This window comes from Mycobacterium sp. pW045, from assembly GCF_041287085.1.
GTDB classification, from domain to species: domain Bacteria; phylum Actinomycetota; class Actinomycetes; order Mycobacteriales; family Mycobacteriaceae; genus Mycobacterium; species Mycobacterium algericum_A.
Window position 1 is genome coordinate 269,271 of the sequence record NZ_JBGGKU010000007.1, and the last position, 25,501, is coordinate 294,771.

Annotated in this window: 29 protein-coding genes, 1 pseudogene and 1 riboswitch; of the genes and pseudogenes, 13 read left to right on the plus strand and 17 right to left on the minus strand. The window is 68.9% G+C overall.

Annotated elements, in window-relative coordinates:
* Window positions 1-14: 14 nt before the first annotated feature.
* From ACAG20_RS13895 to ACAG20_RS13915, 5 genes are all read right to left on the minus strand, one after another.
* Window positions 15-446: a type II toxin-antitoxin system VapC family toxin gene (locus ACAG20_RS13895; RefSeq protein ID WP_370492928.1), complete on the minus strand. Its 432-nt coding sequence runs from the start codon at window positions 444-446 to the stop codon at window positions 15-17.
* Window positions 443-694: a CopG family transcriptional regulator gene (locus ACAG20_RS13900; RefSeq protein WP_370492929.1), complete on the minus strand. Its 252-nt coding sequence runs from the start codon at window positions 692-694 to the stop codon at window positions 443-445. Before ACAG20_RS13900 ends, ACAG20_RS13895 begins: the two co-directional genes overlap by 4 nt.
* 28 nt (window positions 695-722) lie before the next feature.
* A complete protein-coding gene (locus ACAG20_RS13905; RefSeq protein WP_370492930.1) occupies window positions 723-1,721 on the minus strand; it encodes a metallophosphoesterase in 999 nt (332 codons plus the stop codon).
* Between the two features lie 239 nt (window positions 1,722-1,960).
* The gene (locus ACAG20_RS13910) at window positions 1,961-2,215 is read right to left on the minus strand and encodes a hypothetical protein (RefSeq protein WP_370492931.1); all 255 of its coding nucleotides are present in this window, start codon (window positions 2,213-2,215) and stop codon (window positions 1,961-1,963) included.
* A gap of 131 nt (window positions 2,216-2,346) precedes the next feature.
* Window positions 2,347-2,460, minus strand: a riboswitch (SAM riboswitch).
* A gap of 81 nt (window positions 2,461-2,541) precedes the next feature.
* Entirely contained in the window at window positions 2,542-2,958 is a 417-nt protein-coding gene (locus tag ACAG20_RS13915) for a hypothetical protein (RefSeq protein WP_370492932.1), read from the minus strand.
* A gap of 136 nt (window positions 2,959-3,094) precedes the next feature.
* On the opposite strand from ACAG20_RS13915, the gene ACAG20_RS13920 reads away from it, so the two are divergent.
* A complete protein-coding gene (locus ACAG20_RS13920; RefSeq protein WP_370492933.1) occupies window positions 3,095-3,457 on the plus strand; it encodes a DoxX family protein in 363 nt (120 codons plus the stop codon).
* A 14-nt stretch (window positions 3,458-3,471) separates the two neighbouring features.
* Here ACAG20_RS13920 and ACAG20_RS13925 read toward each other — a convergent pair whose 3' ends face one another.
* Complete coding sequence (locus ACAG20_RS13925) at window positions 3,472-4,248, minus strand: thioesterase family protein (protein WP_370492934.1); 777 nt, start codon at window positions 4,246-4,248, stop codon at window positions 3,472-3,474.
* 42 nt (window positions 4,249-4,290) lie between these two features.
* Between ACAG20_RS13925 and ACAG20_RS13930 the strand changes: the two genes are divergently transcribed.
* On the plus strand, window positions 4,291-5,136 hold the full coding sequence (locus tag ACAG20_RS13930) for a class I SAM-dependent methyltransferase (RefSeq protein WP_370492935.1): 846 nt from the start codon (window positions 4,291-4,293) through the stop codon (window positions 5,134-5,136).
* A gap of 16 nt (window positions 5,137-5,152) precedes the next feature.
* On the opposite strand, the gene ACAG20_RS13935 is transcribed toward ACAG20_RS13930, so the two are convergent.
* From ACAG20_RS13935 to ACAG20_RS13945, 3 genes are read right to left on the minus strand one after another with little or no spacing between them, the layout of a single operon-like run.
* Window positions 5,153-5,878: a ferredoxin--NADP reductase gene (locus ACAG20_RS13935; RefSeq protein ID WP_370492936.1), complete on the minus strand. Its 726-nt coding sequence runs from the start codon at window positions 5,876-5,878 to the stop codon at window positions 5,153-5,155.
* A gap of 10 nt (window positions 5,879-5,888) precedes the next feature.
* Complete coding sequence (locus ACAG20_RS13940; RefSeq protein ID WP_370492937.1) at window positions 5,889-6,485, minus strand: DUF1326 domain-containing protein; 597 nt, start codon at window positions 6,483-6,485, stop codon at window positions 5,889-5,891.
* 29 nt (window positions 6,486-6,514) lie between these two features.
* The gene (locus tag ACAG20_RS13945; RefSeq protein WP_370492938.1) at window positions 6,515-7,357 is read right to left on the minus strand and encodes a DUF2182 domain-containing protein; all 843 of its coding nucleotides are present in this window, start codon (window positions 7,355-7,357) and stop codon (window positions 6,515-6,517) included.
* 176 nt (window positions 7,358-7,533) lie between these two features.
* Between ACAG20_RS13945 and ACAG20_RS13950 the strand changes: the two genes are divergently transcribed.
* The 4 genes from ACAG20_RS13950 to ACAG20_RS13965 are packed head-to-tail and all read left to right on the plus strand — an operon-like array spanning window position 7,534 to window position 10,313.
* A complete protein-coding gene (locus ACAG20_RS13950) occupies window positions 7,534-8,337 on the plus strand; it encodes an acyl-CoA thioesterase (RefSeq protein ID WP_370492939.1) in 804 nt (267 codons plus the stop codon).
* 52 nt (window positions 8,338-8,389) lie between these two features.
* Window positions 8,390-9,622: a DUF4226 domain-containing protein gene (locus ACAG20_RS13955; protein ID WP_370492940.1), complete on the plus strand. Its 1,233-nt coding sequence runs from the start codon at window positions 8,390-8,392 to the stop codon at window positions 9,620-9,622.
* A 36-nt stretch (window positions 9,623-9,658) separates the two neighbouring features.
* Entirely contained in the window at window positions 9,659-9,952 is a 294-nt protein-coding gene (locus tag ACAG20_RS13960) for a hypothetical protein (protein ID WP_370492941.1), read from the plus strand.
* A 13-nt stretch (window positions 9,953-9,965) separates the two neighbouring features.
* Entirely contained in the window at window positions 9,966-10,313 is a 348-nt protein-coding gene (locus ACAG20_RS13965; protein ID WP_370492942.1) for a hypothetical protein, read from the plus strand.
* Here the strand turns inward: ACAG20_RS13965 and ACAG20_RS13970 are convergent, their stop codons facing one another.
* The 3 genes from ACAG20_RS13970 to ACAG20_RS13980 all read right to left on the minus strand — a co-directional run bounded on the left by ACAG20_RS13970 (window position 10,314) and on the right by ACAG20_RS13980 (window position 13,361).
* Window positions 10,314-11,093: a hypothetical protein gene (locus ACAG20_RS13970; RefSeq protein WP_370492943.1), complete on the minus strand. Its 780-nt coding sequence runs from the start codon at window positions 11,091-11,093 to the stop codon at window positions 10,314-10,316.
* An 88-nt stretch (window positions 11,094-11,181) separates the two neighbouring features.
* Window positions 11,182-11,910: a hypothetical protein gene (locus ACAG20_RS13975; RefSeq protein ID WP_370492944.1), complete on the minus strand. Its 729-nt coding sequence runs from the start codon at window positions 11,908-11,910 to the stop codon at window positions 11,182-11,184.
* Window positions 11,907-13,361: an ADP-ribosylglycohydrolase family protein gene (locus ACAG20_RS13980; protein WP_370492945.1), complete on the minus strand. Its 1,455-nt coding sequence runs from the start codon at window positions 13,359-13,361 to the stop codon at window positions 11,907-11,909. The genes ACAG20_RS13975 and ACAG20_RS13980 overlap by 4 nt, the downstream gene beginning before the upstream one ends.
* 144 nt (window positions 13,362-13,505) lie before the next feature.
* Between ACAG20_RS13980 and ACAG20_RS13985 the strand changes: the two genes are divergently transcribed.
* From ACAG20_RS13985 to ACAG20_RS14000, 4 genes are all read left to right on the plus strand, one after another.
* Window positions 13,506-14,141, plus strand: a complete 636-nt coding sequence (locus ACAG20_RS13985; protein WP_370492946.1) for an ankyrin repeat domain-containing protein — start codon at window positions 13,506-13,508, stop codon at window positions 14,139-14,141.
* A gap of 21 nt (window positions 14,142-14,162) precedes the next feature.
* Window positions 14,163-15,038 (plus strand): oxidoreductase, encoded by an 876-nt coding sequence (locus ACAG20_RS13990; RefSeq protein ID WP_370492947.1) that lies wholly within the window; start codon window positions 14,163-14,165, stop codon window positions 15,036-15,038.
* Between the two features lie 214 nt (window positions 15,039-15,252).
* Window positions 15,253-17,619 carry a lysylphosphatidylglycerol synthase domain-containing protein gene (locus ACAG20_RS13995; protein ID WP_370492948.1) on the plus strand — a complete coding sequence of 789 codons (2,367 nt, stop codon included), beginning with the start codon at window positions 15,253-15,255 and terminating at the stop codon, window positions 17,617-17,619.
* 4 nt (window positions 17,620-17,623) lie between these two features.
* On the plus strand, window positions 17,624-18,790 hold the full coding sequence (locus ACAG20_RS14000; RefSeq protein ID WP_370492949.1) for an FAD-binding domain: 1,167 nt from the start codon (window positions 17,624-17,626) through the stop codon (window positions 18,788-18,790).
* Window positions 18,791-18,792: 2 nt separating this feature from the next.
* Here ACAG20_RS14000 and ACAG20_RS14005 read toward each other — a convergent pair whose 3' ends face one another.
* The 5 genes and pseudogenes from ACAG20_RS14005 to ACAG20_RS14025 all read right to left on the minus strand — a co-directional run bounded on the left by ACAG20_RS14005 (window position 18,793) and on the right by ACAG20_RS14025 (window position 22,237).
* The gene (locus ACAG20_RS14005) at window positions 18,793-19,872 is read right to left on the minus strand and encodes a galactokinase (RefSeq protein WP_370492950.1); all 1,080 of its coding nucleotides are present in this window, start codon (window positions 19,870-19,872) and stop codon (window positions 18,793-18,795) included.
* A complete protein-coding gene (gene galT / locus ACAG20_RS14010) occupies window positions 19,869-20,909 on the minus strand; it encodes a galactose-1-phosphate uridylyltransferase (protein WP_370492968.1) in 1,041 nt (346 codons plus the stop codon). The genes ACAG20_RS14005 and galT overlap by 4 nt, the downstream gene beginning before the upstream one ends.
* Window positions 20,883-20,954, minus strand: a pseudogene (locus tag ACAG20_RS14015) (galactose-1-phosphate uridylyltransferase); the annotation flags it as partial. The gene galT and the pseudogene ACAG20_RS14015, both read right to left, overlap by 27 nt.
* Window positions 20,951-21,427, minus strand: coding sequence for a DUF309 domain-containing protein (locus ACAG20_RS14020; protein WP_370492951.1), 477 nt, complete (start codon window positions 21,425-21,427; stop codon window positions 20,951-20,953). The pseudogene ACAG20_RS14015 and the gene ACAG20_RS14020, both read right to left, overlap by 4 nt.
* Before the next feature lie 21 nt (window positions 21,428-21,448).
* A complete protein-coding gene (locus tag ACAG20_RS14025; RefSeq protein ID WP_370492952.1) occupies window positions 21,449-22,237 on the minus strand; it encodes a methyltransferase domain-containing protein in 789 nt (262 codons plus the stop codon).
* Between the two features lie 126 nt (window positions 22,238-22,363).
* Between ACAG20_RS14025 and ACAG20_RS14030 the strand changes: the two genes are divergently transcribed.
* The 3 genes from ACAG20_RS14030 to ACAG20_RS14040 all read left to right on the plus strand — a co-directional run bounded on the left by ACAG20_RS14030 (window position 22,364) and on the right by ACAG20_RS14040 (window position 25,320).
* Complete coding sequence (locus tag ACAG20_RS14030) at window positions 22,364-23,791, plus strand: serine/threonine-protein kinase (RefSeq protein WP_370492953.1); 1,428 nt, start codon at window positions 22,364-22,366, stop codon at window positions 23,789-23,791.
* Window positions 23,792-23,836: 45 nt separating this feature from the next.
* Window positions 23,837-24,268, plus strand: a complete 432-nt coding sequence (locus ACAG20_RS14035; RefSeq protein ID WP_370492954.1) for a pyridoxamine 5'-phosphate oxidase family protein — start codon at window positions 23,837-23,839, stop codon at window positions 24,266-24,268.
* A gap of 191 nt (window positions 24,269-24,459) precedes the next feature.
* A complete protein-coding gene (locus ACAG20_RS14040; protein WP_370492955.1) occupies window positions 24,460-25,320 on the plus strand; it encodes an SDR family NAD(P)-dependent oxidoreductase in 861 nt (286 codons plus the stop codon).
* Window positions 25,321-25,501: the final 181 nt, after the last annotated feature.

Sequence of the window (25,501 nt, forward strand, 5' to 3'; positions counted from 1 at the left end):
AGCCTACGGGCAGATCAGGTGGTGCCGAGTAGACCGGCGACGCCCGCCGCATCGGGCACGACGTGGGTGATCCCGGGGATATCGCTAAACCCACCGTCGGCCGAGACCAAAGTTGCTCCGGTGGACTTGGCCACCGCGGCCAGGACCGCGTCGAAGGCACCAATACTGGGGATCGTCTCGAACATCGTCAGGCCACGCTCAAGGTGATCAACGGTCACACTCACCAGCGGCAAGAGCACCTCAGAATAGCTTCGGCCCAGCGTAACGGCGTCCCGGCGATCGAGTCGGCGGGCACGAATATGCACAAACTCCTGGATCACCTCGGGGGTTGTCGTCGCTTCGATGTGCCCATCGATGATGGCCTGGAGCAAGTCCCGGCAGGGGTCTCGGAACCGGTGCTCGGAACCCTTGGCATAGACCAGTACCGTCGTGTCGAGCAGAATCATCCGCGTCGCCCACGCATCGCATCCAGCTCCTGCTTCAGTTCCGCCGGTTCGGGAACATCCATGTCGGGAGCATCGAGAATGTATTGCCCTGCGGCTTTGCGACGCTCGCTTGGGCCGGCGAGGCCACGATCGATAGCTTCGCGCACCACGGTTGCCACCGAAACACCGCGCTCACGTGCCGCCGCCGTGATACGGCGATGGCGTTCATCGTCGAGCAAGATCTGAAGCCGGTGCTCCAACGGAGACATGCACATACATTAGCATGTGTAGCTCTGCCTAGCCGCGGAACTTCCCACCGAGCTGGTGGTAGTTGTCGGGATTGATCTCGGTCTCCCCCGACCAGCAGTACGCGGTCAGCGCCCCGCCCTTGACTGCGCTGAAGTCCACGCAGGCGGTGCGTTGCGTCCAGGCAGTCCGGTACTCGGGTTGACCCTGCCGCCAGTAGTGGCCGTAGAACACCGGGGCCTGACCGGTGTAGACGTACGACTCCGCGCCGGTAAGCAATTCCAGCTCCGGCAATTCCGGGTAGGGGTCGCCATCGACAGTGGTGAAGCCGCCATCCATCACGGCGACATCGCGCAGCGTGCGTGCGTCACTGTTCCACCAGCGGGCGCGCGCCTTGTGGCGAGTGTTGTTGTCCTTGTCTTTGTAAGCAGTCTGGTCGTAATCGTCGACCAGGCTGATCTCCGGACCTTTGAGCAGGTTCTCGATCGCGTCGTACAGCGCGTGCCCCTTGGTGTTGGCGTCCACGAGGTGATCCCGGTCGGCGAACGGCGCCGTCGATCCGCACAGTTGCTGCACCACCGCGATCGACTCGTCATGCCAGCAGGCATGCACCACCCGCAGCCCACCCAAGTCCAGCCACAGCGGGAAGGTGGCGAACCAGTCCAGGTAGTAGCGCTGCTGGTCGGCGTCGAGTTGGGCGAGAAACTCCTGGTGTTGCCCGGTGTGCTTCGGTGAACGCGAGCGCAGATACTTACCGCTGCCCGCCGGCCATTCGGTGTGGTAGGCCAGTGCGTTGAACTCGTGGTTGCCCATCACGATCTGCGCGCTGCCGGCATCGATCATGGCTTTGACCACCTGCAGCACCCGCAGCTGTTCGTCGCCGCGGTCGATCAGGTCACCGACGAAGATCGCCTGCCGATGCGGGTGGCGGTATTCGCCTGTGCTGTCGTCGATCTCGTATCCCAGCTCGGTGAGCAGCGCTTCGAGCTGGCGCGCACAGCCGTGGATGTCACCGATGATGTCGTAGCCCTGCACTGTCGAATCAACCAATGTGGACCTCCCTTTCCCTTGCACCTGCATCCTTTCAACAGGCACCGACACGGTGGGCTCGTCGCCAAGCTTGCGCGACAGCACCTACTTTCGTCGCTCCTCAGCTTCGGCTACCTGCTGCAAGATCTCGCGGCGCCGCTGCTCGTGCGCCGCATGGATTTTGTCGGCACGCGCCGATGCATACGATCTGTGCCACTGTCGTGGCGGCTGAGGTTCACCGATCCAGCCGCGCTCGGTGCTCATTGGGCCTCACGCGGACTCGCCGGAAACCGGACGGCGTGCAGTCGTCGACGCTGTTCATCGGCCGCGATGAGATGCAGATATTTGAGCTCAAGCTGGCGCATCGCTTTTGCCGCCGCCAACGTCAGGTACGGGTTCCCGTATTTGCGCCTGGCGTAGGCCAGCAACTCGGCATCGCTGAGGCGACCGAGCCGGTCACGGTAGGCAGGCCGGACATACTTCACGTCCGCCCCGCTTTCGACAGGTGACGCCACCTGGTCCGCGTGGAACCCCCCGTCTCGTAGTGGTGGGCGTCGGCGTCGGCGCCGAACCCGGCCGCCAACTCTCGCAACAGTTCCCAGCCCAATTCGGGCATATCGCCTTCCCGGTGGTGCCGCGCCCGGGCAGCCACCCCTTGCACACTGACTGCGTGCCGGCTCTTCCCCTGGGGCACCGTGCGGTGGTGGCGCGGTTGCCGGGACGACGGGCCAGGTACCCGAACTGCCGTCCACTCGTGAGCTGCTGCAAGGATAGCCGAGCATGCCGACGTCGGCGATCCTGCGGCGGTGGCGTCGGCCAGGAGTGAACTGACCGATCCAGGTCAACGAGACTTCCCGACCACCGCCGCCCGAATCCCCCGCAGCATGTAATTCGTCGCGACAACGTGTAAGCGCGTCCCGATCACCAATGCCCGATACACACTCCCATGCAACCCCGGGAAAGCCGCGTAGGACCGGGCGTGCACACACGTACCACCACCCGGCGCGTCGCTCAGCTCGAATTCCAGCCGATACCGCGAAAACCGATGCCGTCCCGTCAAACTCAGCCGCTGCTCCTCAACACTCTCCGCCATGTCGAAACCGGCACGGGGTTGCGGGCCGAGCAGTGCGACAAGGGGATTGCGCTGCGCGCCGCGCAGCAGGGACTCCACGTACCGCCGCAGTCCAACCCACGCCGCCTTTCGCGACGCATCCACCCGAACCGTGTGCTCGTCGATGTAGGGCAGTTCATTGCTCATCGGTGATCACACCTCCCGTGTTGATTCCCCGTCTCCTCCCTAGACGATCCGGTGCCGCCGAATGTGACAACCGACCGTCACATTCCGCGACCGCCATCCGTCTTACACAGGGACATCCAACAGGGAGGAAGAAACCATGAACACTGCACTGTGGGCCGCCCAACTGACCTTGGCCGCGGTATTCGCCGCATCGGGGGCGGCCAAACTGACCATGGCGCGCGAGCGCTTGATCGCCACCGGCCAGACCGGGGTGGCGATGTTTCCCATGCCGGTGGTGCGTTTCACCGCGGCGATGGAGCTGCTGGCGGCGGTCGGACTGGTGGCGCCGGGGCTCACCGGGATCGGGACGGTGCTGACGCCGCTGGCCGCGCTGGGCTTGTGCGCGGTGATGATCGGCGCCGCCTGGGCGCATTCTCGGCTGCATGAGCCGCGGAGCGTGCTGATCAACGCGGTGATGTTCGGGCTGGCCGCCTTCGTCATCGTCGGCCGGCTGCTCTGAGTCAGCGCGGACGCTCAGACCACCAGCGTCTGCGTCGCCAGCCCCGCCGGCCCGGCGGAATCGAAGAACGTCGTCTGCGTGAAGGCGCCCTGCCCGGGCGTGACGAGGGTGCGCGAGTCCATTCCGACCCACTGCCCCACCGGATTCCGGTGCAGCACCACGGTGAAATCGCAGTTGATCGCCGGATGCTCGGCCGGTGGGGCGCAGGCGCTGATCCCGCTGCCGGAATCGCCCACCGTCAGCACCCGCTGCCACGGCGTCATCGCCTCACCGGCCACCAGCGCCACCTTCGGGCGCGCCCAGGCCCGCGCCGGGCCATCGGTGGCGAAACCGCCGTCCAGAAAACACCAGTCGATCGCCGACAGATACCCGCCGGCGTGCCAGCCGTCGGGAAAGGTGAACGCCTGGGCCACCGGCTCGACCCCGCCCAGCGCCGGCTCGGCGGCGTCCGCCGGGAAATCGGCTGAGGCCGCGGCGATGCGCCAGGCCCGCCCGATCAGCACGGTGCGCCCGCCGGCCTGCGCGGTTGCCTGCAGCAGCTGCACCCGTTTGCCGGTGCGGATCTCCGCCACGCTGATGCTCAGCGGCGCCACCGGCACCGGCGTCAGGATGTCGATGCTGACCCGCGCCAGCCGGTGCCTCTCGCGCGGCTGGTAGCGCTCCATCTCGCGGGCCAGCAGCGCCGACGGCGGCCCGCCGTGCTGACTGTCCGGGCTCCACGGCCCGGCGGTCAGCGCTGAGCTGTCGAACTGTCCGAGCCCGGTCTGGGTGTAGAACGCCTCGCCATGCACGGCTATCAGGCTAAACCGTGCGGCACCCTAGGCTTGAGGACCATGGCGAACGAGGAACAGCAGCAGTCCTGGGCAGCCCAAGGCGTGGACTGGGTCGATCACGCGGCGATCTTCGAGGCGGTGCTGGCGCCGTTCGCCGACGCGGTCATCCGGGCCGCCGACATCAGACCCGGCGCCAGGGTGCTCGACATCGGTTGCGGCTCCGGCACGTTACTGCAGCGGGCAGCAGCATTGGGGGCGACTCCCGTCGGGATCGATATCTCCGAGCCGATGGTGGACGCGGCGCGCCAACGGGTGCCCGAAGCCACCGTGCTGCTCGGCGACGCCCAGACACTTGATCTGCTGACAGCCGGGGCAGCATTCGACCGGATCATTTCGCGGTTCGGGGTGATGTTCTTCGACGACCCGGTGGCGGCGTTCACCAACATTCGCCGCGCGGCAGCACCTGGTGCCCGGCTGGCGTTCGTGTGCTGGCGCGAAGGCGACAACCCGATGTTCTCCATGGGAGTCGACATCCTGGCGGCGCGACTGGAATCACCGCCTGCACCAGCCGATCCCACCGAACCGGGCCCGCTGGCCTTCGGCAACGCCGAGCGGATACGCGAGATCCTGGCCGCCGCCGGCTGGAGCGACATCGCGGTGGAGGCGTTCGACGGGGTCTGCAACTTCAGCATCGACGGCAGCGACGGCGTCGAGGAACGCCTGACGATGATCCTGTCCAACCGCACCGGGCAGCAGGCCCGCACCGAGCTGGCGGACCGACTCGGCGAGGACGGCTGGGCCGCGCTCGTCGAGGAGCTGCGCGGCGAGCTACGCCGGCACCGCGTCGACGGGGTGGTGAAGTTCCCCGGACACACCTGGGTGGTCACCGCAACGTCACCGGTATGACCGTGGCCGGCCGGTATCAGTAACCGTAGAACTCCGCGGATTTGATGGCGGCGTCGTCGACACCGGCCTCCTGCAGCATGTCGAGCATCGCCAGCGTCATCGCGGGCGGCCCGGCCAGGTAATACACCGGGCTCATCAGGTCGTCGAGATGCCGGCGCAGCAACTCGACGCTGATCTCGCCGGTCTCCCCCGCCCACGGCTGCGCCGACGCGTGCGGCTCGGTCATCGTGGCGATCAGCCGGCAGTTCGGATTGGCCTGCTGCAGCTGTTCGAGTTCGGGCAGGAACGCCGCCAGTTCCCGACGCCAGTTGGAGTAGAAAAGGTGGATCGGGTGCTGCAGCGACGCGTGCACGGCGTGCCGTGCGATCGACAGGAACGGCGTGATGCCGATACCGCCGGCCAGCAACACCGCTGGGCGCGCGGCGTCGCGGTGCAACACCAGATCCCCATCGGCCTCGCTGATGGTGACCGGGGTCCCCGGCGGCGCTTCCTTGAGCAGCTCCTTGAACGCGGAGTCGCGCAGCCGCATCGCCACCATCAGCTCGTCTTGGTGGGGGGCGCTGGCGATGGTGAACTCACGCGTCGGGCCCTTGCTGTCGTCGGTGGGCGGCGGGTCGATCAAGGTCAGCTGGAATGACTGGCCGGGCTGGTAGTCATAGCCGTCGGGCTTGGCGAAGTAGAACGCCATGGTGCCCTCGGCGATCAGCTCACGGCGCACCAGGTGCGATTTGTAGAGGTCCATGAAACGCGGCTCAGGACGCGAAGCTGAACTCGGTCTGGGTCGACTGGCGTCCCCGGAACTGCAAGCCGTGCTCGGTGTCGGTCACCCGGTGCCGAACGACCTTGCCCGGGTACGTCAGGCTGCCGTAGACGTGGCCGAGCGCGGTGTTGTTCAGCGTGGTGTGCGAGCCGTCCTTGCCGCGGAACCCCTCCACCGTGGCCTCGAACACCCCCTCCACCTTGAACGTGCCGGTGCCCTTGTCGACGTCGAACTCGATGGGCGCGCGGGTCACTCCGACGATCTCTTTGACCAGGCCGGCCAGGTCGGCCAGCGGGCCGCCCGCCTGACCGGTGAACGCCGTGACCAGTGCCTCCTGCTGGGTGTCGTCGGCGCGGTCGTCGACGATGACGAATACCCGGGTGTTGACGTCGAAGATGTTGTCGGCGTGATGTCCCAGCAACCCCAGATTGAGCCCCGAGACGTCGACGTCGTCGACGTGGCCGCGATCGATGTGGAACACCCAGTTGAACCCGCAGTTGTTGCCGTCGGCGTTCTCACCGATGGTGCATGGGCACAACGACTTACAACTGCACACCTCGGCCATGCGACCGTTGAGCTGGTATCCCACGTTGTTCTCCTTTCAGGTTCACCGCCCCGTCAGTGCTGATGCGCACCGACCGGGGCGGTTAACGGCTCGTATAGTCCCCAGCCCGATAGGACATCGCCGAACAGCGCCACCGCGGCAGCCGCCACCAGCAGACCGATGCCCACCGGTATGACGAGACGCCGCCCCCAGCGGGCGGTCTTCTCGATCAGCATGACCGCGGTCAGCATCAGCATCACCAACACGTTGCCCAGGCCGGTGCCGACCATGATCAGCATCAGCGCCCAGCAACAGCCCAGACACGACACGCCGTGTCGCCAGCCGAGCAGCCAGCCGCCGCGAATCCCGCGCCGGTAGTGCGCGTACAGGAAGGCCCGCGGGTCGCGGCACTGGGTCAGGCACCGATCCTTGAGCGGGGCCAACTGGAACACCCCGGCCACACCGAGGACCGCGGCCAGCAACAGATTCGGCCGCTCCACCAACCAGGTCAGCCGGCCGGCCGCGGCTCCGGCCCGCAGAGCCGCGGCCGCACCCATTGCGGCCAGCGCGAAGACCATCCACAACGCCAGGTAGCCGGCCAGGAAAGCGGTGCGCACCATGGCCGTTCGCGGGGCGCGGGCCGTGACGACGTGAAACATCCGGACCATCGGAACGGTGGTCGGCAGCATCATCGCGGCGGTCATCTCCAGCCAGGCCCCGGCCAGCACCACCACCGACAGCACGAGTCCCGCGGTCGAGTGCAACGCGCTGTCTGCGATCACCGTGTCGTGGTGGTGCCCGACGGCCAGCAGTGCGACCCAGCAGGCCGCGGCTACCAGCCACAACTGCACACCGGGGTCACGTATCCACTCGCGCGGCGAAGCCCGGGTCGCACCGACCATCTCGTTGACTGCCACGTTCGGGCCCGTCCCCTTTTTTTGTCGCCGACCAGACAGTCAGATTACAGGAGCGTGTTGCGGTTTATTCAGTGATCTTCCGGACGTTAACGTGGTCAGAGCAACGGCCGTCGGTCGGCGCCGCCCGCGCCCGTCGACTGACCGCAGACATCCCTCCCATCCGCGAAGGATCCCCCGTGACCCCACACCCCTTCGACCGCGCCATACACCTGGAACCCGTCGATGCCGCGACGTACCGCGGAGCCACCGAACCGGCGTGGGCCAACATGGTCGGGCCGTTCGGCGGGATCACCGCGGCGGTGCTGCTGCGCGCCGTCGAGTCCCACCCCGACCGCATCGGTGACCCGCTGGCATTGACGGTCAACTACGCCGCCCCCATCGCCGACGGCGAGTTCGACATCGCGTTGCGGGCGCCGCGCACCAACCGCAGCAACCAGCACTGGATTCTGGAGCTGCGTCAGGGCGACGAGGTCAAGACCACCGCCACCGCGGTGTTTGGCCTGCACCGCGACACCTGGGCCGCCATCGAGGCTCTCCCGCCGAAAGCCCCTGCGCCCGAGGACCTCCCGCGCAGTGACTTCATCGAGTTCATCGTCTGGGCCAAGCGCTACGACATGCGCTTCACGCAAGGCCCGATTCCCGAGGAGGGGGTGCACAGCGACTCGTCGACCACCACGCTGTGGGTGCGGGACGCCGAGCAGCGGCCGCTGGATTTCGCCGCGCTGGCCGCGGTGTCCGACATCTTCTATCCGCGGGTGTTCCTGCGCCGCGGTGGCTTCCTCCCGGCCGGCACCATCTCGCTGACCACCTACTTCCACGCCGACAGGGCGCAGGTCGAGGCGGTGGGCGGCGATTTCGTGCTGGGTAGCGCCCACGCCAATGGCTTCTCGCGCGGCTACTTCGACCAGAGCGCACACCTGTGGTCACGCGACGGTGCGCTGCTGACCAGCAGCCATCAGCTGGTGTATTTCAAGGACTGAGCGTCGCGGGGTGAATACCGCGATCGGCCCGGTTGAACTAGCGTCCCCGAGTATGCCCGAGGAACTCGGTGCCCATGCCGATGCCGCGCGAGACCGTGAGGCCGCGCTGGCCACCCGGCTGCGCACGACGACGCAGCTGGACCGGGCGTTCGTCGCGACGCTGCGCGGTGCGGCGCAGGTGGCGCTGCGCGGGCGTCGACGCCTCGATGACATCGAGGCCCAGATCCGCGACGCGCTGGCCAATCAGCAAGCGCTGGCGCTGGATACGCCCGCCGGCGCCCGCCAGTTTCAACAGTTCCTGACCGTCAAGACCCGCGACATCCACCGGGTGATCGCCGACACCGTGGCCGACAGCCATGCCCGTGCGGCGGCGGTGCGGGCCCTGGGCGGCGGCTACACCGTCGAGGGGCCGCGTGCGCCCGGTGTCCAGGCCGTCGACCACACCGTCAAGAAATCCCCGAGCGGGGCCGGGGAACGTCGTCTCAACCAGATCGACGCCTTCCGGCAGATCTTCGGCCGCGACCCGGTCTCGGCCTCGGACTGGGCGACGGCTGCCGCCCTCGATCCGAGCACCTACGATCCCAAGTTCCAGGGCGTGGAATCCGAGATCCGGGTGGCACGCATCGATCCGGTACCCGGGCAGGGGGTGGTGCGCGCGTCGCAGTGGATCCCGCAACGCGACGTCACCAGTCTTCCGCCGTGGAAGCGTGACTTCGGCAATGAACGTGGCCCCGATCCGAACTTCGATCCCGAGGACACCAAGGTCACCACCTACATCGACTACGACAATGGCATCGTGGTGATGCGGCAGAATCCGTCCGTCGAGCTCAACGACAGCGGTGGCCCCGGGAGGGTGAAAGTCGGTGTCCCGCAGGGCAGTATCGCGCAGGCGCCGGACGGCTCGGTACGCATCAAGTACGACGCCGGCAACCCGTTGGTGCCCGCGTTCGTCACCGACGCCCATGGTCCACTGCGCGAAAACCGGCCCAGCGTCAACGGGGATCTGGTGTTCACCCCCGCGCACGGCGGTGTCTATGTCGACGGGACACGGACGAACTATCCGTCACTGGAGATCTATCAGGATCTGCCCGATGGCAGCACCCACACCGTGTTGATCGATCCGGCCCGCTCAGGACGCAGCCTCGGCCCGGCATTGAATCTGCCGGCCCATCACGAGATCGGTGTCGGTAGCTCCGCCTTCGCCCCGTTCGGCGACGCAGCCACTGACTTCGGACCGGTGTACGCGCCGCCGTCGGTCTCCTCGACATCCGGACCACACGGCTGAGCCTTCCAGCCGCTCCCGAAGGGATAACTTCTAGCCATGACCGCCCCGACCCCGACAGATCGCTACGGCCCGCGAAGCCTGGTCGCTGCGCTGGCCACCATCATGATCGTCGAGACCGCCACCTGGGTGTGGCTGCCGTTGTGGATCGCCAACCTGTTCTTCTTCGCAATCGCCTCGGCCGTTGTGGTGCCGATCGGGCTGTTCATGAGCCAGCTGCCCGATGAGATCGGGCAGGCCGGCCGGGGGATCCTCGCGGGCTACCTCGCGACACCGTTGACGATCGTGATCGCGCTCATCCCGGCCGGCGTGATCTACCTGCTACTGGACTGAGAGGCGCACAGGCATGCTCAATACGGTGTTCACTCGAATCCGGGTGCAGGACAGCGATGTTTGGCGGATCGCCACTCGATCATCACCGGTCGTCGTGCAGCCGGTCTTGGCGGTCTGGTTCGGTATCGGTTGGCTGCTGGGACAAACTCCGGTCGTCGACCACACTGGGGTTCCCATCCTGATAGCGGTCGCAGCCATACTGACGACCGCGGCCTCATTGCTGATCGGCGCGAGATTGCTGGGTAGCGACTCGCCTCGTCGGCGCGGTCTGGGCTTGGCGACCGGCGGGTGCGGCCTGGCCGTGTTGATCAGTGGATTGGTCTACGCCCTGATCTTCGTGCCGATCGTGTATCCCGGGTGATCACCCGGCTACGGCATCTGGCCTGACGTCCCCGGGCCGCCTCGGGTCGTCGTACTTGCCGGCCAGCAGCTTCGACACCGTGCCGGGTTTCCAGGGCCGACCGGTGGGGGTGCGCTGCCCCGCGGAGTTGAGCACCCGCGCGGTGGCCGCCTGGGTGACACCGCAGCCCTGCACCAGCCAGCCCGCGTACCGTTTGACCTGCCGCTTGCGCTCCGGCCACGGCACCGCCGGCGACGGCAGCATCGGCGGCACCGGGTGCATGGTCGCCCGGCCCCCGTCGGCCGTGCGCCGCACCGGCTCTCGACCGCCGGCCTTGACCAGCGCCAGCTCGATCTCCCGTCCCAGGCTCTTGACGCCCTCGGCGGCCAGCGCCGCCTGATCCAGGCTGTCGACGGCTTGAACCTCGCGCCGCAGCGCGAAGTCGATCTCGTTCATGCCGCCGTCGGTCGGCGCCGGGTACAGCCCCCGGGTCAGCCGCACGTTCAGGCCGTGACGCTGCAGCACCAGGCTCAGCCGCCGCAGGTGCTGTTCCCGAATGAAGTCCGGGCCCGGGAACGGCACCCAGACGTCCATCCGCCCGGCGATCGCGCAACCCAGCGCAGCGACCACGGCGTCGATTTCGGTCAGGTCATCGGTGCCGACGGGTTCTCCCTCGTCGAACCCGAACGCCTCGACGATGATGCAGTGCTGTTTGGCGGCCTCCCGGGCCAGCTCGGCCCGGTGGGCCGTGGTGTCGTTGTCCCCGAGCAGGACGACGCGGGTGACTGCCGACTGCGACATTGCTGACCTCCCGATATCTCAAGCCCCCGTGGGGAAGTGCTTACTTGACGACTCTATCGGCGGGTACCGACAAGTCTTGGCGCTCGAGTTACCCCCGAGGCAGCGTCACCCCCGGAGGCGGCGTGATATACGCAAACGAGCCGATGGTCGGCGCCTCATTGCGCACGATCACAATGGCCCCGGGCGTCCCGGCCGCGGATCTCGCCACGTCGAGCGACAGTGGCGGCGCGTCATCATCGAGGTCGATGTTCAGATACACCGACGACCGGCGCTCCCGGTGGCACCACTGGATCAATTGATTGGCGACATCGAGACCCTCGTCCCGGTACAACGGAAGGGCGCGGACGTCTCTGGGTAGGCCGTCCGCCTTCTCCATCAGCTCCAACGCCATCTGCTGCGGCCCCGTCACCAACAGCCCCGCCGCCCAGAACGGCAGCGGGACACCGTCCAGCCGATCAGCGAGCTTGGCTTCACATTCCTGGTTGTCGATGATGTAGTGCAGCACGAAGTCTCGGCGACTCAGCTCCTGCATGACCGCGCCCGTGGTGACGCGAATGTATTCTTCGGTGCCCGTTGACCACCAGAGTCCGTGGAAGATCGACTTGAACAGGTCCTCGACCATGAAGTAGGCCGTGTTGACCAGCGCGCCGTCCTCCATGCCACGCACCCTCGCAGTGACTTGGTCGACCAGAACGGTAAGACTCGCGGCCCGCTCCTCCGCGTCCAGAGCTTCGAGCCGGTCGCCGGCGGCATTGATCGCCCCGATCCGTGGGTCCCAGAGGCGGTCGACGTGAGGGAAGTCCCAGCCGGCGCTCATCGCGTCCCCCGATCCAGCCTGGCCAGCGCCGCCCGGAAGTCGGCGTTCGGCGACGAGCCCTGTAGCACCGCACGCACCTCGGCCAGCGCGTCGTCGGCGCTGATGCCGGCCACCCGGGCCCCGTAGAGCGCGGCGATGGTGGGGGTGCGGCTGTAGGCCTGCACGCAGTGCAGAAACACCGTGCGCCCCTCGCCGCGCAGCCGCTGAATCGCCCGCACGGTGTCGAGCAGCACGAAATCCAGGTTGGGATTCTCGCCCACCGCATCGATCAGCCGCACGTCGAGTTGCGGCGCCCCGGCCGGCAGATCACCGTCGCCGACCCGGCACAGCGACACCACCGCGTCGATCTCGCCGGGCAGCCGCCGCAGCGCGCCGACACCGCCGATCCACACCTTGTCGTCGCGGGGGTGCGCGACGAGATGACGGGCCTCGGGGTAACCGCCATAGCTGTAGTCGAACGCATCGGGGGCGCCCTTGGCGAGGATCCGGTCGGCCAGCTGGATCAGGTCGCGGGTTCGCAGTCCGGGCCAGCCGCTGAGCTGCAGCCGCCAGTGCGACGGCACCGCCGAGGCGCCGTGCAGCGCGCCCAGCACGCCGCCGGCGATCGCGGCGACCGTGTCGGTGTCGCCGCCACCACGCACCGCGGCCTCCAACGCCAGCCGCAGGTGATCGGCGCGGAACACCTCGGCGGCCGGGTCTTCGTCGGGAACCGGTGTCGTGGTGATCGCCGACCAGGCGCCCTGCAACGCGGCGACCACCCAGCCGTTGTTGTGCGAAAACGCACTCGGCTGGGCGTTTTCGGCCTCGTCGAGGCGCTGCGCCCAGAGTTGCCGGCGCGCCGGGTCGAGGTGGTGCAGCCCGATGCGCATGTCGAGCTGCCCGGTCAGCACCGCATGCCGGATCGTGGCGCACCACAGCACGCAGGCATCTCCGGCGTCCGGGTCGTAGTGGGTGAGCTCGCTGATGCTGCGGGCCGCCTCGACCAGCGCGGCTTCGTCATCGAGGAAGGCCAGCGCCACCGGCGCGGTGCGCATCAGCGACCCGTTGCCCGCGCTACGACCGGTGCGCTCATGCAGTTCGCGGGACTCCTGCCACGCGGTCTGCGCGCTGATGCCGCGCCGGCCGGCCGCCGAGAGCACCGAACGGGTCTGCACGCCGACGTCTTTGGCGCCGCGAGACCATTCCAGCCAGCGGGCGACGACGGCGTCCAGCGCGGCCGCGGAGCGCAGCTCGGCGCCGGTGGCCGCGACTTCGGCGATGGCGATGGCCATCGAGGTGTCGTCGGTCCACTCGCCGGGCGCAAACGGCCCGAGCCCACCGCCGATCATGTCGATCGGCTCGCCGGGCCCGCGGGGGCCGTCGAACTCATACCCGGCGCCCAAAGCGTCACCGGCGGCCGTGGCCAGCAGTACCCCGCAGGCCCGATCCCGTTGTGCAGCAGTAAGGCCCATGCCGCGCCCCTTTCATCCAGAACAGCTGACGACAGGCTATCGGGGGGTACCGACAACTCTGGTCTGCCGAACGATCGATAGTTATTGTCGGACCCCCTGGCTAAATTCCGGGCCATGGACGAACCACCCTTAGATTGGCCCGGCGTGTTGGAACCCTCCCTGCTTCCGGAGAACGCCATCACCGCCGGGCACCGCCTGGCCGATGCGGCCGAGGCCGGTGACTGGCCGGCGCTGTTCGAACTGCTGGACGCCACCCCGGCGCTCAGCGTCCACCAGTGGCGGCCCGGCGCCGCCGACTGGCTCACCCCGCTGCACCAGGCCGCCCGGCACGGCGCGCCGACCGAAGTCGTTGCCGCACTGCTGGAACGCGGTGCGCTGCGCTGCCTGCGCGACGCCCGGGGCTTCACGCCGTGCGACGTGGCCGACGACGCCGGGCACTCCGCGGAGCTGCTCGCCCAGCTGGCCCCGCAACCGTCGCCGCTGTCTGCCGAGCTGATCCGCGTCCTGGACGCCAACCTGCAGTGGGCGATCGACGGCACCATCCGCACCGCGGGACTGCTGGCGGGCTACCGCGATCAGGACCTGCGTCGGGCACTGCGCTATCCGCCGGTCGCGGTGCTGCACGAAGCGCCCGGCGCCGCGCTGCACACTGCGATCCCCGGCCTGCCCGGCGGCGTCCGCGTGGCGCTGCGGTATGGCTATCTGGAGACCGTGGCCGCCGGGCAGACGCGGGTGGTAACCCAGCGGGGTGTGGTGCTGACCACCGAAGGTGTCGGCTGACCGTCGCGTACCGTGACGACCATGGCTTTCCGACTCGCAGACACCCCGGATCAGCGCGGCCGCACCTTCGTAGTCACCGGCGCCAACGGCGGCCTGGGTGAGGTCGTCACCCGCACCCTGGCCGCCAACGGCGCCACCGTGGTGATGGCCTGCCGCAACACCGCCAAGGCCCAGCAGATCGCCGACGGCATCGACGGCGACGTGACGGTGGCGCCGCTGGATCTGGGCAGCCTGGCCTCGGTGCGCGACTTCGCCGCCCAACAGGGTGGCTTCGACGTGCTGGTCAACAACGCCGGGATCATGAACATCCCGCTGAAACGGACCGTCGACGGCTTCGAGATGCAGTTCGGCGTCAACCACCTCGGGCACTTCGCGCTGACCGGGCTGCTGCTGGACCGCATCGGCGACCGGGTGGTGACGGTGTCGAGCATCGCGCACAAGCAGACCCCGAAGTTCTGGATCGACGACCTCAACTACGAGAACCGGTTCTACCAGCGCAACCTGGCCTATGCGCAGTCCAAGCTGGCCAACCTGATGTTCGCCCGCGAGCTGCAGCGCCGGCTGCGCGCGGCCGGCTCGCCGCTGCGCTCCTACGCGGTACACCCCGGGGTGTCGGCCACCGAGTTGTTCGACAACGACAAGACGCTGCCCGGCCTGGTCGCCAAGTACGGCCTGGCGGTGCTGGGCCAGCGCCCCGAGCGGGCCGCCGAGTCGATCGTGTTTGCCGCCACCGTCGCCGACGCCGACCCGGACGCCTACTGGGGGCCGACGAAGCTCAACCAGTCCCGCGGCCCGATCGGCCCGTGCCCGTCGAACAAGCTGTCGCAGGACCAGCGGCTGTGGCGGCGGCTGTGGGAGGAGTCGGAGAAGATGACCGGGGTCAGCTACCCGGTGTGACCCGGCGCGCACCGCTGGGATCCGACGACGCGCCGATCACACCCCATTAGGCGGGCACACCTCATACCACTCCCCGGCGGTGACGGGAGTGACGCACGGGACACCGCCCGATCACGCGGCGGCGAGGCGGCAGACAAATTGGCCTTCCACCCCAGCTCACCGGTTAAGTTGTGGCGAGCCGCAAGCTGCGGCACCAGACGGACCGAAAGTGATCATGCGAGTTGATGGGCGCGACGTCGCCGTCACCGGCAACCTGCTGCAGCCGCTGACCCGACGCACCAACGACATCGTGCGCCTGGTGCTGGCGGCGTTGTTCCTCGCGACGGTCATCACCAGCTCCCTGGTCACCCGCTACGAATGGGTGACGCTGGAGCGCTCGGTGTCCCAGATCATCGGGGTGCTCTCCCCCACTCACGCCAACCAGGTCTACCTGGCCTACGGCATCGCCATCGTGGCGTTGCCGTTCGCCATCCTGATCGGCCTGGTCATCTCGCGGCGGTGGAAACTGCTGGCGGCCTATGCGATCGCCGGACTGCTCGCCGTCGCATCGCTGTCGATTCGCAGCACCGGCCTGGCCGCACCGAGCTGGCATTTCGACCTGTCCGAACGGCTGGCCACCACACTGGCCCAGTTCCTCGACGACCCGCGGTGGATCGCCATGCTCGCCGCGATGCTCACCGTCTCCGGGCCGTGGCTGCCGGCGCGCTGGCGGCGCTGGTGGTGGGCGCTGCTGCTGGCGTTCGTGCCGATCCACCTGGTGGTCAGCGCCATCGTGCCGGCCCGCTCGCTGCTCGGCCTGGCCGTCGGCTGGTTCGTCGGGGCGCTGGTGATCCTGATCGTCGGTACCCCCGCCCTCGAGGTCCCGCTGGACGGCGCGGTGCGCAGCCTGGCCCGCCGCGGCTGCACCGTCACTGAACTGACGGTCCTCCGCCCGGCCGGCCGCGGCCCGCTGGTGCTGTCCACCGTCGGCGAGCACCCGGTGCTGATCGAGTTGTACGGCCCCAACCAGCGCAGCGGCGGCGCGGTACGCCAACTGTGGCGCAAGTTCCGGCTGCGCACCACCGAGACCGCGCCACTGCACGCCTCGTTGCATCGCGCCGTCGAGCACCGCGCATTGATGGCGATCGCCATCGGCGAGACCGGGGTCGCCAACACCGACATCGTTGCGCTGGCCGCCCTCGACCGCGGCTGGACGCTCTACGCGCATACCCCGCCGCGTGGCACTCCGCTGGCCGACTGCACCAGCCGAATCCCGGTGGGCAACGCCTGGGAGTCGTTGCGGCGGCTGCATGACCAGCAGATCTCCCACGGCGACCTGCGCAGCAAGGAGATGACGGTCGAGCGCGGCACCGTGCTGTTCGGCGGTTTCGGCAACGCCGAGTACGGCGCCACCGACGCCCAGCTGCAATCCGATATCGCCCAGCTGCTGGTGACGACGTCGTCGCTGTACGACCCGGCCGCGGCGGTGGGCGCCGCGATCGAGCATTTCGGCCGCACCGCGGTGCTGGCCGCCTCACGCCGCCTCACCAAATCGGCGGTGCCGGCCCGGCTCCGCAAGGCCGTACCCAACGCCGGTGCGGTGATGGCCGCCGCCCGCGAAGAGGTCAAGCGCCAGACCAATACTCAGGAGATCCAGACCAAGACCATCACCCGCTTGACCCGCAGCCAGGTGATCCAGCTGGTGCTGCTGGTCGCGCTGGTCTACGTCGCCTACCCGTTCATCAGCCAGGTCCCGACGTTCTTCTCCCAGCTGCGGAACGCGAACTGGTCGTGGGCGCTCGTCGGGCTGATCGTGTCGTCGCTGACCTACGTCGGTGCGGCGGGTGCGCTGTGGGCCTGCACCAACGGTTCGGTCCGCTTCCGCGACCTGGCGATCATGCAGGTGGCCAACACGTTTGCCGCGACCACCACCCCGGCCGGGGTGGGCGGGCTGGCGTTGAGCACCCGGTTTCTGGTCAAGGGCGGGCTGAGCGCGCTGCGCGCCACCGCCGCGGTGGCGTTGCAACAGTCGGTGCAGGTCATCGTGCACGTGATCCTGCTGGTGGTGTTCACCACCGCCGCCGGCGCCCGCGCCGACCTGTCCCACTTCGTGCCCAGCGCCACCATGCTGTACCTGATCGCCGGTGTGGCACTGGGCCTGGCGGGCATCTTCCTGCTGGTGCCCAACCTGCGCCGCTGGTTGACGACGGCGCTGCGCCCGCGGCTCAGCGAGGTCAGCAGTGACCTGATGGAGCTGGCCCGCGAACCCAAGCGGTTGGCGCTGATCGTGCTGGGCGCCGCCGGCACCACGCTCGGTGCGGCACTGGCGTTGTGGGCCAGCGTGGAGGCGTTCGGCGGCAACACCTCGTTCGTCACCGTCACGGTGGTGACGATGGTCGGCGGCACGCTGGCCTCGGCCGCCCCGACGCCCGGCGGGGTGGGTGCGGTCGAAGCCGCCCTGATCGGTGGGCTGGCCGCGTTCGGTGTGCCCGCCGCGCTGGCGGTGCCGTCGGTACTGCTCTACCGGGTGCTGACCTGCTGGCTGCCGGTGTTCGTGGGCTGGCCGGTGATGCGGTGGTTGACGGCTAACGAGATGATCTGAGCCGATGCGGATCGCGATCAGCGGTGCCGGAGTCGCCGGAACGGCGCTGGCGTACTGGCTGCACCGCATCGGGCACACCCCGACGGTGATCGAGAAGGCGCCGGCGTTTCGCTCCGGCGGCTACATGATCGATTTCTGGGGCGTCGGCTACACCGTCGCCCAGCGCATGGGCATCGCGGCGCAGCTGCTCGACAAGGGCTATCAGATCGAGTCAGTGCGCTCCGTCGGCGCCGACGGCCGGACCGTGGCAACGCTGGACGCCAACGTGTTTCGCGATCTGCTCGGCGCCGATTTCACCAGCTTGCCGCGCGGCGATCTGGCCGCCACCATTCACGCCGCCGTCGCCGAGGACGTGGAGGTGATCTACGGCGAGAGCATCGCCGCCGTCGAGGAACACCACGACGGCATCCGGGTGTCCTTCACCCACACCGCGCCACGCGAGTTCGACCTGCTGATCGGTGCGGACGGGCTGCACTCCAATGTGCGCCGGCTGGTGTTCGGCGCGCACGCCGAGTTCGAGCACTACCTGGGCTGCAAGGTGGCCGCCGCCGTCGTCGAGGGCTACCGGCCCCGTGACGAACTGGCGTATGTGAGCTACGCGGTGCCGGGCCGCCAGGTGTCCCGCGTCGCGCTTCGCGACGACCAGACCCTGGTGTTGTTCGTGTTCCGCGACCCGTCGCCCGACCTCGCGTCCGACCCGAAATCAGTGCTGCACCACCGGTTCGCCGATGCCGGCTGGGAGAGCGCGCAGCTGCTGGCCGCGGTCGACACCATTGACGACCTGTACTTCGATGTGGTCAGCCAGGTCCGGATGCCGGACTGGTCGCGAGGGCGGGTGCTGCTGATCGGTGACGCCGCCGGCTGCATTTCGCTGCTCGGCGGCGAGGGTACCGGCCTGGCGATCACCGAGGCCTACGTGCTGGCCGGGGAGTTGCACCGGGCCGGTGGCGATCACCGACGGGCGTTTGCCGCCTACCAGGATCGGCTGCGGCCGTTCATCGAGGCCAAACAGTCCGGCGCGACGGAGTTTCTCGGATTCTTCGCCACCCGAACGCGAGTCGGGCTGTGGTTTCGCAACCTGGCGATCCGGGCGATGAACCTGCGGCTGCTGACGAGGCTGCTCGCCGGTTCGGTGCGCGACGACTTCGACCTGCCCGACTACCGGATCTGAGGCTAGCCGGCCCCGGCAGCCGCATAGACCCGGCTGGTCTCCGGCTCGCCGTAACCGGCGGCCAGCACCGCGGACCGCACCGCGTCGCCGACCTGCAGCGTGAGTTCGGTCGGCACCAGCGCGATCACGCAGCCGCCGAATCCGCCGCCGGTCATCCGGGCGCCCAGCGCGCCGGCGGCCACCGCGGCATCGGCGATCACGTCGAGGTGTCCGGTGGTGATCTCGAAGTCGTCGCGCATGGATGCGTGCGATGCGGTCAACAACTCCCCGGCGGCGGCGAAGTCCAGCTCTGACACGGCGGCAACGAAATCCAGCACCCGTTCGTTCTCGGTCAGCACGTGGCGGGCGCGGCGCGCATCGACCGGGTCGCTGACGACGTCGAGCGCCGACACCCCCCGATGCTGCACGTCGCGCAACGATGACACCCCCAGCGCGGCGGCGGCCCGTTCGCAGGACGCCCGGCGGGCGGCGTACTCCCCGTCGACGTGGCCGTGGCGCTGACCGGAGTCGAACAGCAGCAGCGTCACCCCGGCGGCGTCCGGGTCGAACGGCACCGGATGCACCGCGAGGTCACGAAAGTCGATGAGCACCGCGGTCGAGACTTCTCCGAACAGTGATGCCAGCTGATCGAGCAATCCTGTTGGCGCACCGACATAGTCGTTCTCGGCGCGCTGCCCGATACGGGCCTGCTCGACCCGGTCGAGCCGCACCCCGGTCGCCGTTGTCAGCGCGCCGAGCACCGCGCATTCCAGCGCCGCCGACGACGACAGGCCCGAACCGATCGGCACGTCGCTGCTGATCGTCATGGTGCCGCCGGGCACCACGACCCCGCTGTCACGCAGCGCCCAGATCACCCCGGCGACGTAGCCGGCCCAGCCGGTGATTCCGCCGGGCGTGGTGTCCAGCGGGATGCGCACCGAGGCGTCGGCGCGATCCGACAGCACGGTGAGCGTGTCGGTCTCCGACGGGGTGAAGGTGACGCTGGTTCGTTGCGGCAGCGCGATCGGCAGCGCGAAACCGCCGTTGTAATCGGTGTGTTCACCGATCAGGTTGACCCGACCGGGTGCCGAATAGCTGATCACAGTGCACGCAGCCGCTCGGCGACGGACTCCGGGGTGACATCGGCGATGAAGGCGTCCATCGCCGATTCCGATGCCGCCAGATACTTCAGCTTGGTGGCGCTGCGCCGAATCGACATCAGTTCGACGTGGAAGTAGCCGTCGGCCTGCACACCCTCGGCGCCGTACTGGTGCAGCGCGGCCATATACGGCAGTGGGGCGTCATAGATCCGGTCGAAGCGGCCCAACAGGTCTCGGTAGATCACCGCGAAGTCGGCCAGCTCGGCCTCGGTCAGCTCGGTCAGGTTGTGCAGCCGCCGATTCGGGTACAGGTGTACCTCCACCGGCCAGCGCGCCGCGAACGGCACGAACGCGGTGAAATGCGCACTGCGCGCCACGATGCGGGCACCGTCGGCGAGTTCGGCGGCCAGCAGATCGGCGAACAGGTTGCCGCCGTGGGTGATTCGGTGTTCGCGTGCCTGTGCCAGCATTGCGGCGGTGCGCGGCGTCAGGTACGGGTAGCCGTAGATCTGGCCGTGCGGGTGGCCCAGTGTCACCCCGATCTCCTCGCCGCGGTTCTCGAAGCAGAACACCTGCTCGACGCCGGGCCGGTTCAGCAGGTCGGCGGTGCGGTGCCGCCAGGCCTGCACCACCAGCAGCGCCTGCGCCGGTTTCAGGTCGGCGAACGAGCCGGTGTGATCGGCCGAGAAGCAGATCACCTCGCAGCGGCCATGACCGGGTGCGGCGACGAACTCGGCCCCGCCAGGCGGCGGTGTGGCCACCGCAGCCCCGGCCCCGGCCAGACTCGGGAAGCGGTTCTCGAAGACGACCACGTCGTAGTCGGGTGCGGGCACCTCACTGGTCAGCCCGCTCGGGCCCGGGCACAGCGGGCACGCCTCGGCGGGCGGGTGATAGGTGCGGTCCTGGCGCTGCGCGGCGATGATCACCCACTGGCCGGTGGTGCGGTCGAACCGCAGCTGGGATGGCTCGGGGTCGCGCGGTGGCAGCGGTCGGCGGTCCGGCAGCGGGGCCGGGCGGTGGCCGGGCAGCGAGAAGAACAACAGGTCGCGGCCGTCGGCCAGCGTCCAACCGGTCGGGGCGCTCACGCGACCAACCGGGGACGCAGCCGCTGCGGGGCGATCTCGACGCCGGCCGCCAGGTCGTCGGCCAGCCCGGCGGCGAAGCTGCGCAGTCCGGCGAGGTCGATCCCGTACGGCGCCGGGGTGGGCACCGTCGCCAGCCGGTCGGCGCCGCGGCGCAGCAGGCTCACCGCGCCGATGACGTTGCCGCGCTGCACATGGGTGACACCAACGACCAGCTGCGCCAAGCCCTGCCACAGATCGCGTTCGTCGTCGGGCCGGTGTTTCCAGGCGGCTTCGAGCACTTCGTGGGCGTTGAACGCCAGCCCGTCATCGAGCAACAGCTGCGCGTAGGCCAAAGTCTGCGCCGGCGGCAGGTCGAGATCGTCGGGCACACCCTCGACGCCGCCCTTGCTGCCGCGCGGCAGCGGCCGTCCCAGCCGGTCTCGCGGGCGGGCGTTGCGGGGCCGGCCCGACTCGTCGCGGTCGCGGGTTGTCACCCGTCCATCATGACAAGTGCGTCACGCCGCCGGTTTGGCGGCGATGACCTCGATGGCGGCCATGTTCTTGCGGTGGCGGCGGAACGTCGCGCGCATGTTGAGCACCCGGGCCCGCGCGTCGGAGTCACGGATCACGTTGAACACGAACCGCAGCGCCCCGAACAGGCCCTCGTCGGCGATCAGCCGGTGCGGCTCCAGCAGCGCCATCGGCGCATAAGAGATCTTCTCCACCTCGAAACCGGCCTCGGTGAGCAGCTCGGACCACTCCGTAGCGGTCAGCGGGCGGGCGTTGACCTTGATGGAGCGCGCCAGCGCGGTGCGCACCTCGTCCTTGACGGTTTCGGGCACGTCGGTAGGCTGCAGCATCATCTCGTGGATGGCATAGCGACCGCCCGGCCGCAGCACCCGGAAGGCCTCGCGCATGATCTCGAACTTGTGCGTGTTGGTCTGCATGGTCAGCATCGCCTCGCCGATCACCACGTCGGCGCTGCCGGCGGCCAGCCCGGTCTGCGACGCCTCACCAGTCACGACCCGGCCCTTGTCGCCGACCACCGAGCGGACCACACCGGCGGCGTGGTCGTCGGCCTCGACTCCGGTGTAGCTGCCGGGCGAGTGCGCCAGGATGTCCCGTGCGGTGCGGCCCATGCCGGGGGCGAGTTCGACGACGTCGGCACCGGCCAGGTTCGCGTCGGTGAGCATCCGGTGGGTCAGCCCGAGCCCGCCGGGCCGCAGCACCCGTTTGCCGAGCCGGGCGAAGAGCCAGTGGCCGGGCAGGTCAGCGGTCTTGCGGTCGGGCATCGGAAGAGTCATGCGAGGAAGGTTAGCCTTACCAGTCCTACATTCGCCAGGGGACTTTAGGCCCTAATTTTCCTTTTATTCCTGGGCGGGCGGTTCGGGCCGGCGCTCGGTGTCGGTGCCCGGCGATACGGTCGCGCCATGCTCACCGCAGGCTCGACGTTCGCCGGCTACCGCATCGTGCGGCAGCTCGGGTCGGGCGGCATGGGTGAGGTCTACCTGGCCGAGCACCCGCGGTTGCCGCGCCGCGACGCGCTGAAGGTGCTGCCCGGCCAGGTCTCGGCCGACCCGAATTTCCGGGAGCGGTTCAACCGGGAGGCCGACCTGGCGGCGTCGCTGTGGCATCCGCACATCGTCGGCGTGCACGACCGCGGCGAGCACGCCGGCCAGCTCTGGATCGCGATGGACTATGTTGACGGACCCGACGCCGACGCGCTGCTGCAACACCACCCGGGCGGGCTGCCGCGCGAGCAGGTGGTCGAGATCGTCACGGCCGTCGCGCAGGCGCTCGATTACGCCCATCAGCGCGGTCTGCTGCACCGCGACGTCAAGCCGGCGAATATCCTGCTGACCAAGCCGGGCGAGTCCGGCGACCGAATCATCTTGGCAGACTTCGGGATCGGGCTGCGGGTCGACGAGGTCAGCGGCCTGACCGCCACCAACATGGCGGTCGGCACGCTGCGCTACGCCGCTCCCGAACAGCTGCGCGGTGAGGCGATCGACCACCGGGCCGATCAGTACGCGCTGGCCGCCACCGCCTATCACCTGCTGACCGGCAAGCCGCCGGTGCACCCCGACCCGGCCCGGCTGGAGGCGGCGCTGGCCCGGGCGCTGGCCGAGAATCCGGCCGACCGGTACGCCAGCTGCGCCGAGTTCGCCGCCGCGCTGCACACGGCCGCACCCGCGCCGTTGTCACCACCGAAGCGCCGGCGCCGGGTTTCCAAGGGGTGGGGGCTGTCCGCCGCGGCGTTTTTGGCGCTGTACCTACTCGGCAACACCTCGCAACCGGAACCGTCGGTGCCGGCCGCTGCCCCGGCCACGACCACCACATCGACGACGACCGTGACGGCACCGCCGCCCCCGCAGGTCATCCAGCCGCCGACCACCACAACACCACCACCGCCGAGCAGCCCGACCGCAACCGTGACGCGCGCGGCCCCATTGCGCGACTCCTGGCAAGCCGATCCCGGCGGCACCCGGGTCGATTCGGCGATCGTCGGCCAGATCGGCTGGAGCAACTGCCTGGCCCGCTACCCGCGCGCCGACTGCGTGGCCGCCGCCGCCCAGATCGCCGGATCGCCGGACAGCACCGGACCGGTGTTCCCGCCGGGCACCTACACCATCCCCGACTACATGCCCTACGGCACCTACGGCGCCGGGGTGGGCCCGACCGGGTCGTGCACCTTCACCGTCTTCGACCGGTACGGCCGGGTCGTCAACACGGGCTCGCGGCTGATCACGCTGGGCACACCGACGGTCGAGGTCGACCCGCGCGCCGAGGACGGCATGTTCGTCAGCTACGGCTGCACCCCGTGGGCGCGGACCAAACCGCTGCCCGGCGACTGGTGATCCGGCCGCCGGAATAGCTCGCCGCCCGCCGTCGTTCGAGCCGACATGCCCAAACCCTTCACCGAAACCGAACGTCAGCAATTCCTCGCCGACAAGCACGTCGCGGTGCTGTCGGTCGCCGCCGACAACGGCCGGCCGCCGGCCAGTGTCCCGATCTGGTACGACTACCGCCCCGGCGGCGACATTCTGGTCAACACCGGCGCCGGCAACCGCAAAGCCCGGCTCATCGAGCAGGCCGGCGCGGTGACCCTGGTAGTGCAGCGCGAAGAACTGCCCTACCAGTACGTGATCGTCGAAGGCACCGTCATCGACGCGACCACACCGGCGCCGCGCGAACCCCGGGAGGCGATCGCAGTCCGCTACCTCGGTGAGGAAGGCGGGCGCGCCTTCGCCGCGAACATGGACGGCGCTTCCAGCGTGCTGTTCACCATCCGGCCCGACCGCTGGTTCAGCGCGGATTTCTCCGGGGACCTGTAGGGGCCAGGCCCCGGCGAATCCACGTAGTTCCGCCCGAGCACGGTCAACCAGGTCTGATAACTTGAGGTAGCTGTTCTCGAGCACCGCTGTGATGCCGAGCCGCTCAGGTGAATTGGCGATTGCATGCGGTTGCGGGGAGAAGCCGCCGATGCGGCCCGCATCCAGCGTCCTGACCAAAGGATTCGCACGATATGACACCGCTGCGCAGCGCGATGCGCCATTCGATCAACATCCTGACGAATCCGGTGCCGGTTCCACGCTGGGGGACCCGCTCGCTGTCCAGCCGTGTCGCCGGCCGCGTCGTTCTCATCACCGGCGCCTCCAGCGGCATCGGTAGGCGGCTGGCCGAGCGGGTTGCGGCGGCGGGGGCCACGGCCGTCGTCACAGCCCGCCGAGCCGATGAGCTCGACCGCCTGGTGCAGGCGATCGAGGCCGCCGGCGGAACCGCACACGCGGTGGTCGGGGATCTGTCCAGCGAGGACGGCATCAACGAGGTCGCCGAAACGGTGCTCGAACGATTCGGCGCACCAGATGTTTTCGTCAGTAATGCCGGACGATCCATCATGCGCTCCGTCGCGGAGTCCGAACACCGACTCCACGACTATGAGCGCACCATGCGGCTGAACTACCTGGCCGGTGTGGGCCTGACACTGCGGCTTCTCCCCGAAATGCGTAGGCGCCGAAGCGGTCACATCGTGCACAGTTCCTCGATCGGGGTGCTGTCGAACCTCCCGACGTTCTCGGCGTACATCGGATCGAAGGCGGCGCTGGACGCCTTCTTCGGCGTCGCCGCGATCGAGAGCCTGCGCGACGGCGTCAAGTTCACCAACGTGCACCTCCCGCTGGTCGACACCGAGATGATTGCTCCCACCGACTGGAGCGGCTTCGCATCGCTGACCGTCGATCAGGCGGCCGATATGTTGGTCGACGCGATCAGGCGCCGGCCGCGGGCGGTCAACAATCCGCTGGGCTCGATGTACCTCGCAGCACACACGGTGGCCCCCGACACCGTGCGCCGGCTGCAGAACGCGATGTTCCACGAGAACGCCTGAGCCGGTCGCTGAGCGAAGATGCCGCATCCGGGCCAACCGACCGCGCACCTGCCCAAACCAATCAGGCCCCCTCGAGAGGGGGCCTGACCTGTGGTGGCAGGTGCAGTGTGTGGTTCCAGGACATAGGAATGGCGTGTCTCAGGACATCGGAATAGGTTCAGGCCGCACCGTCAGCGGGTGT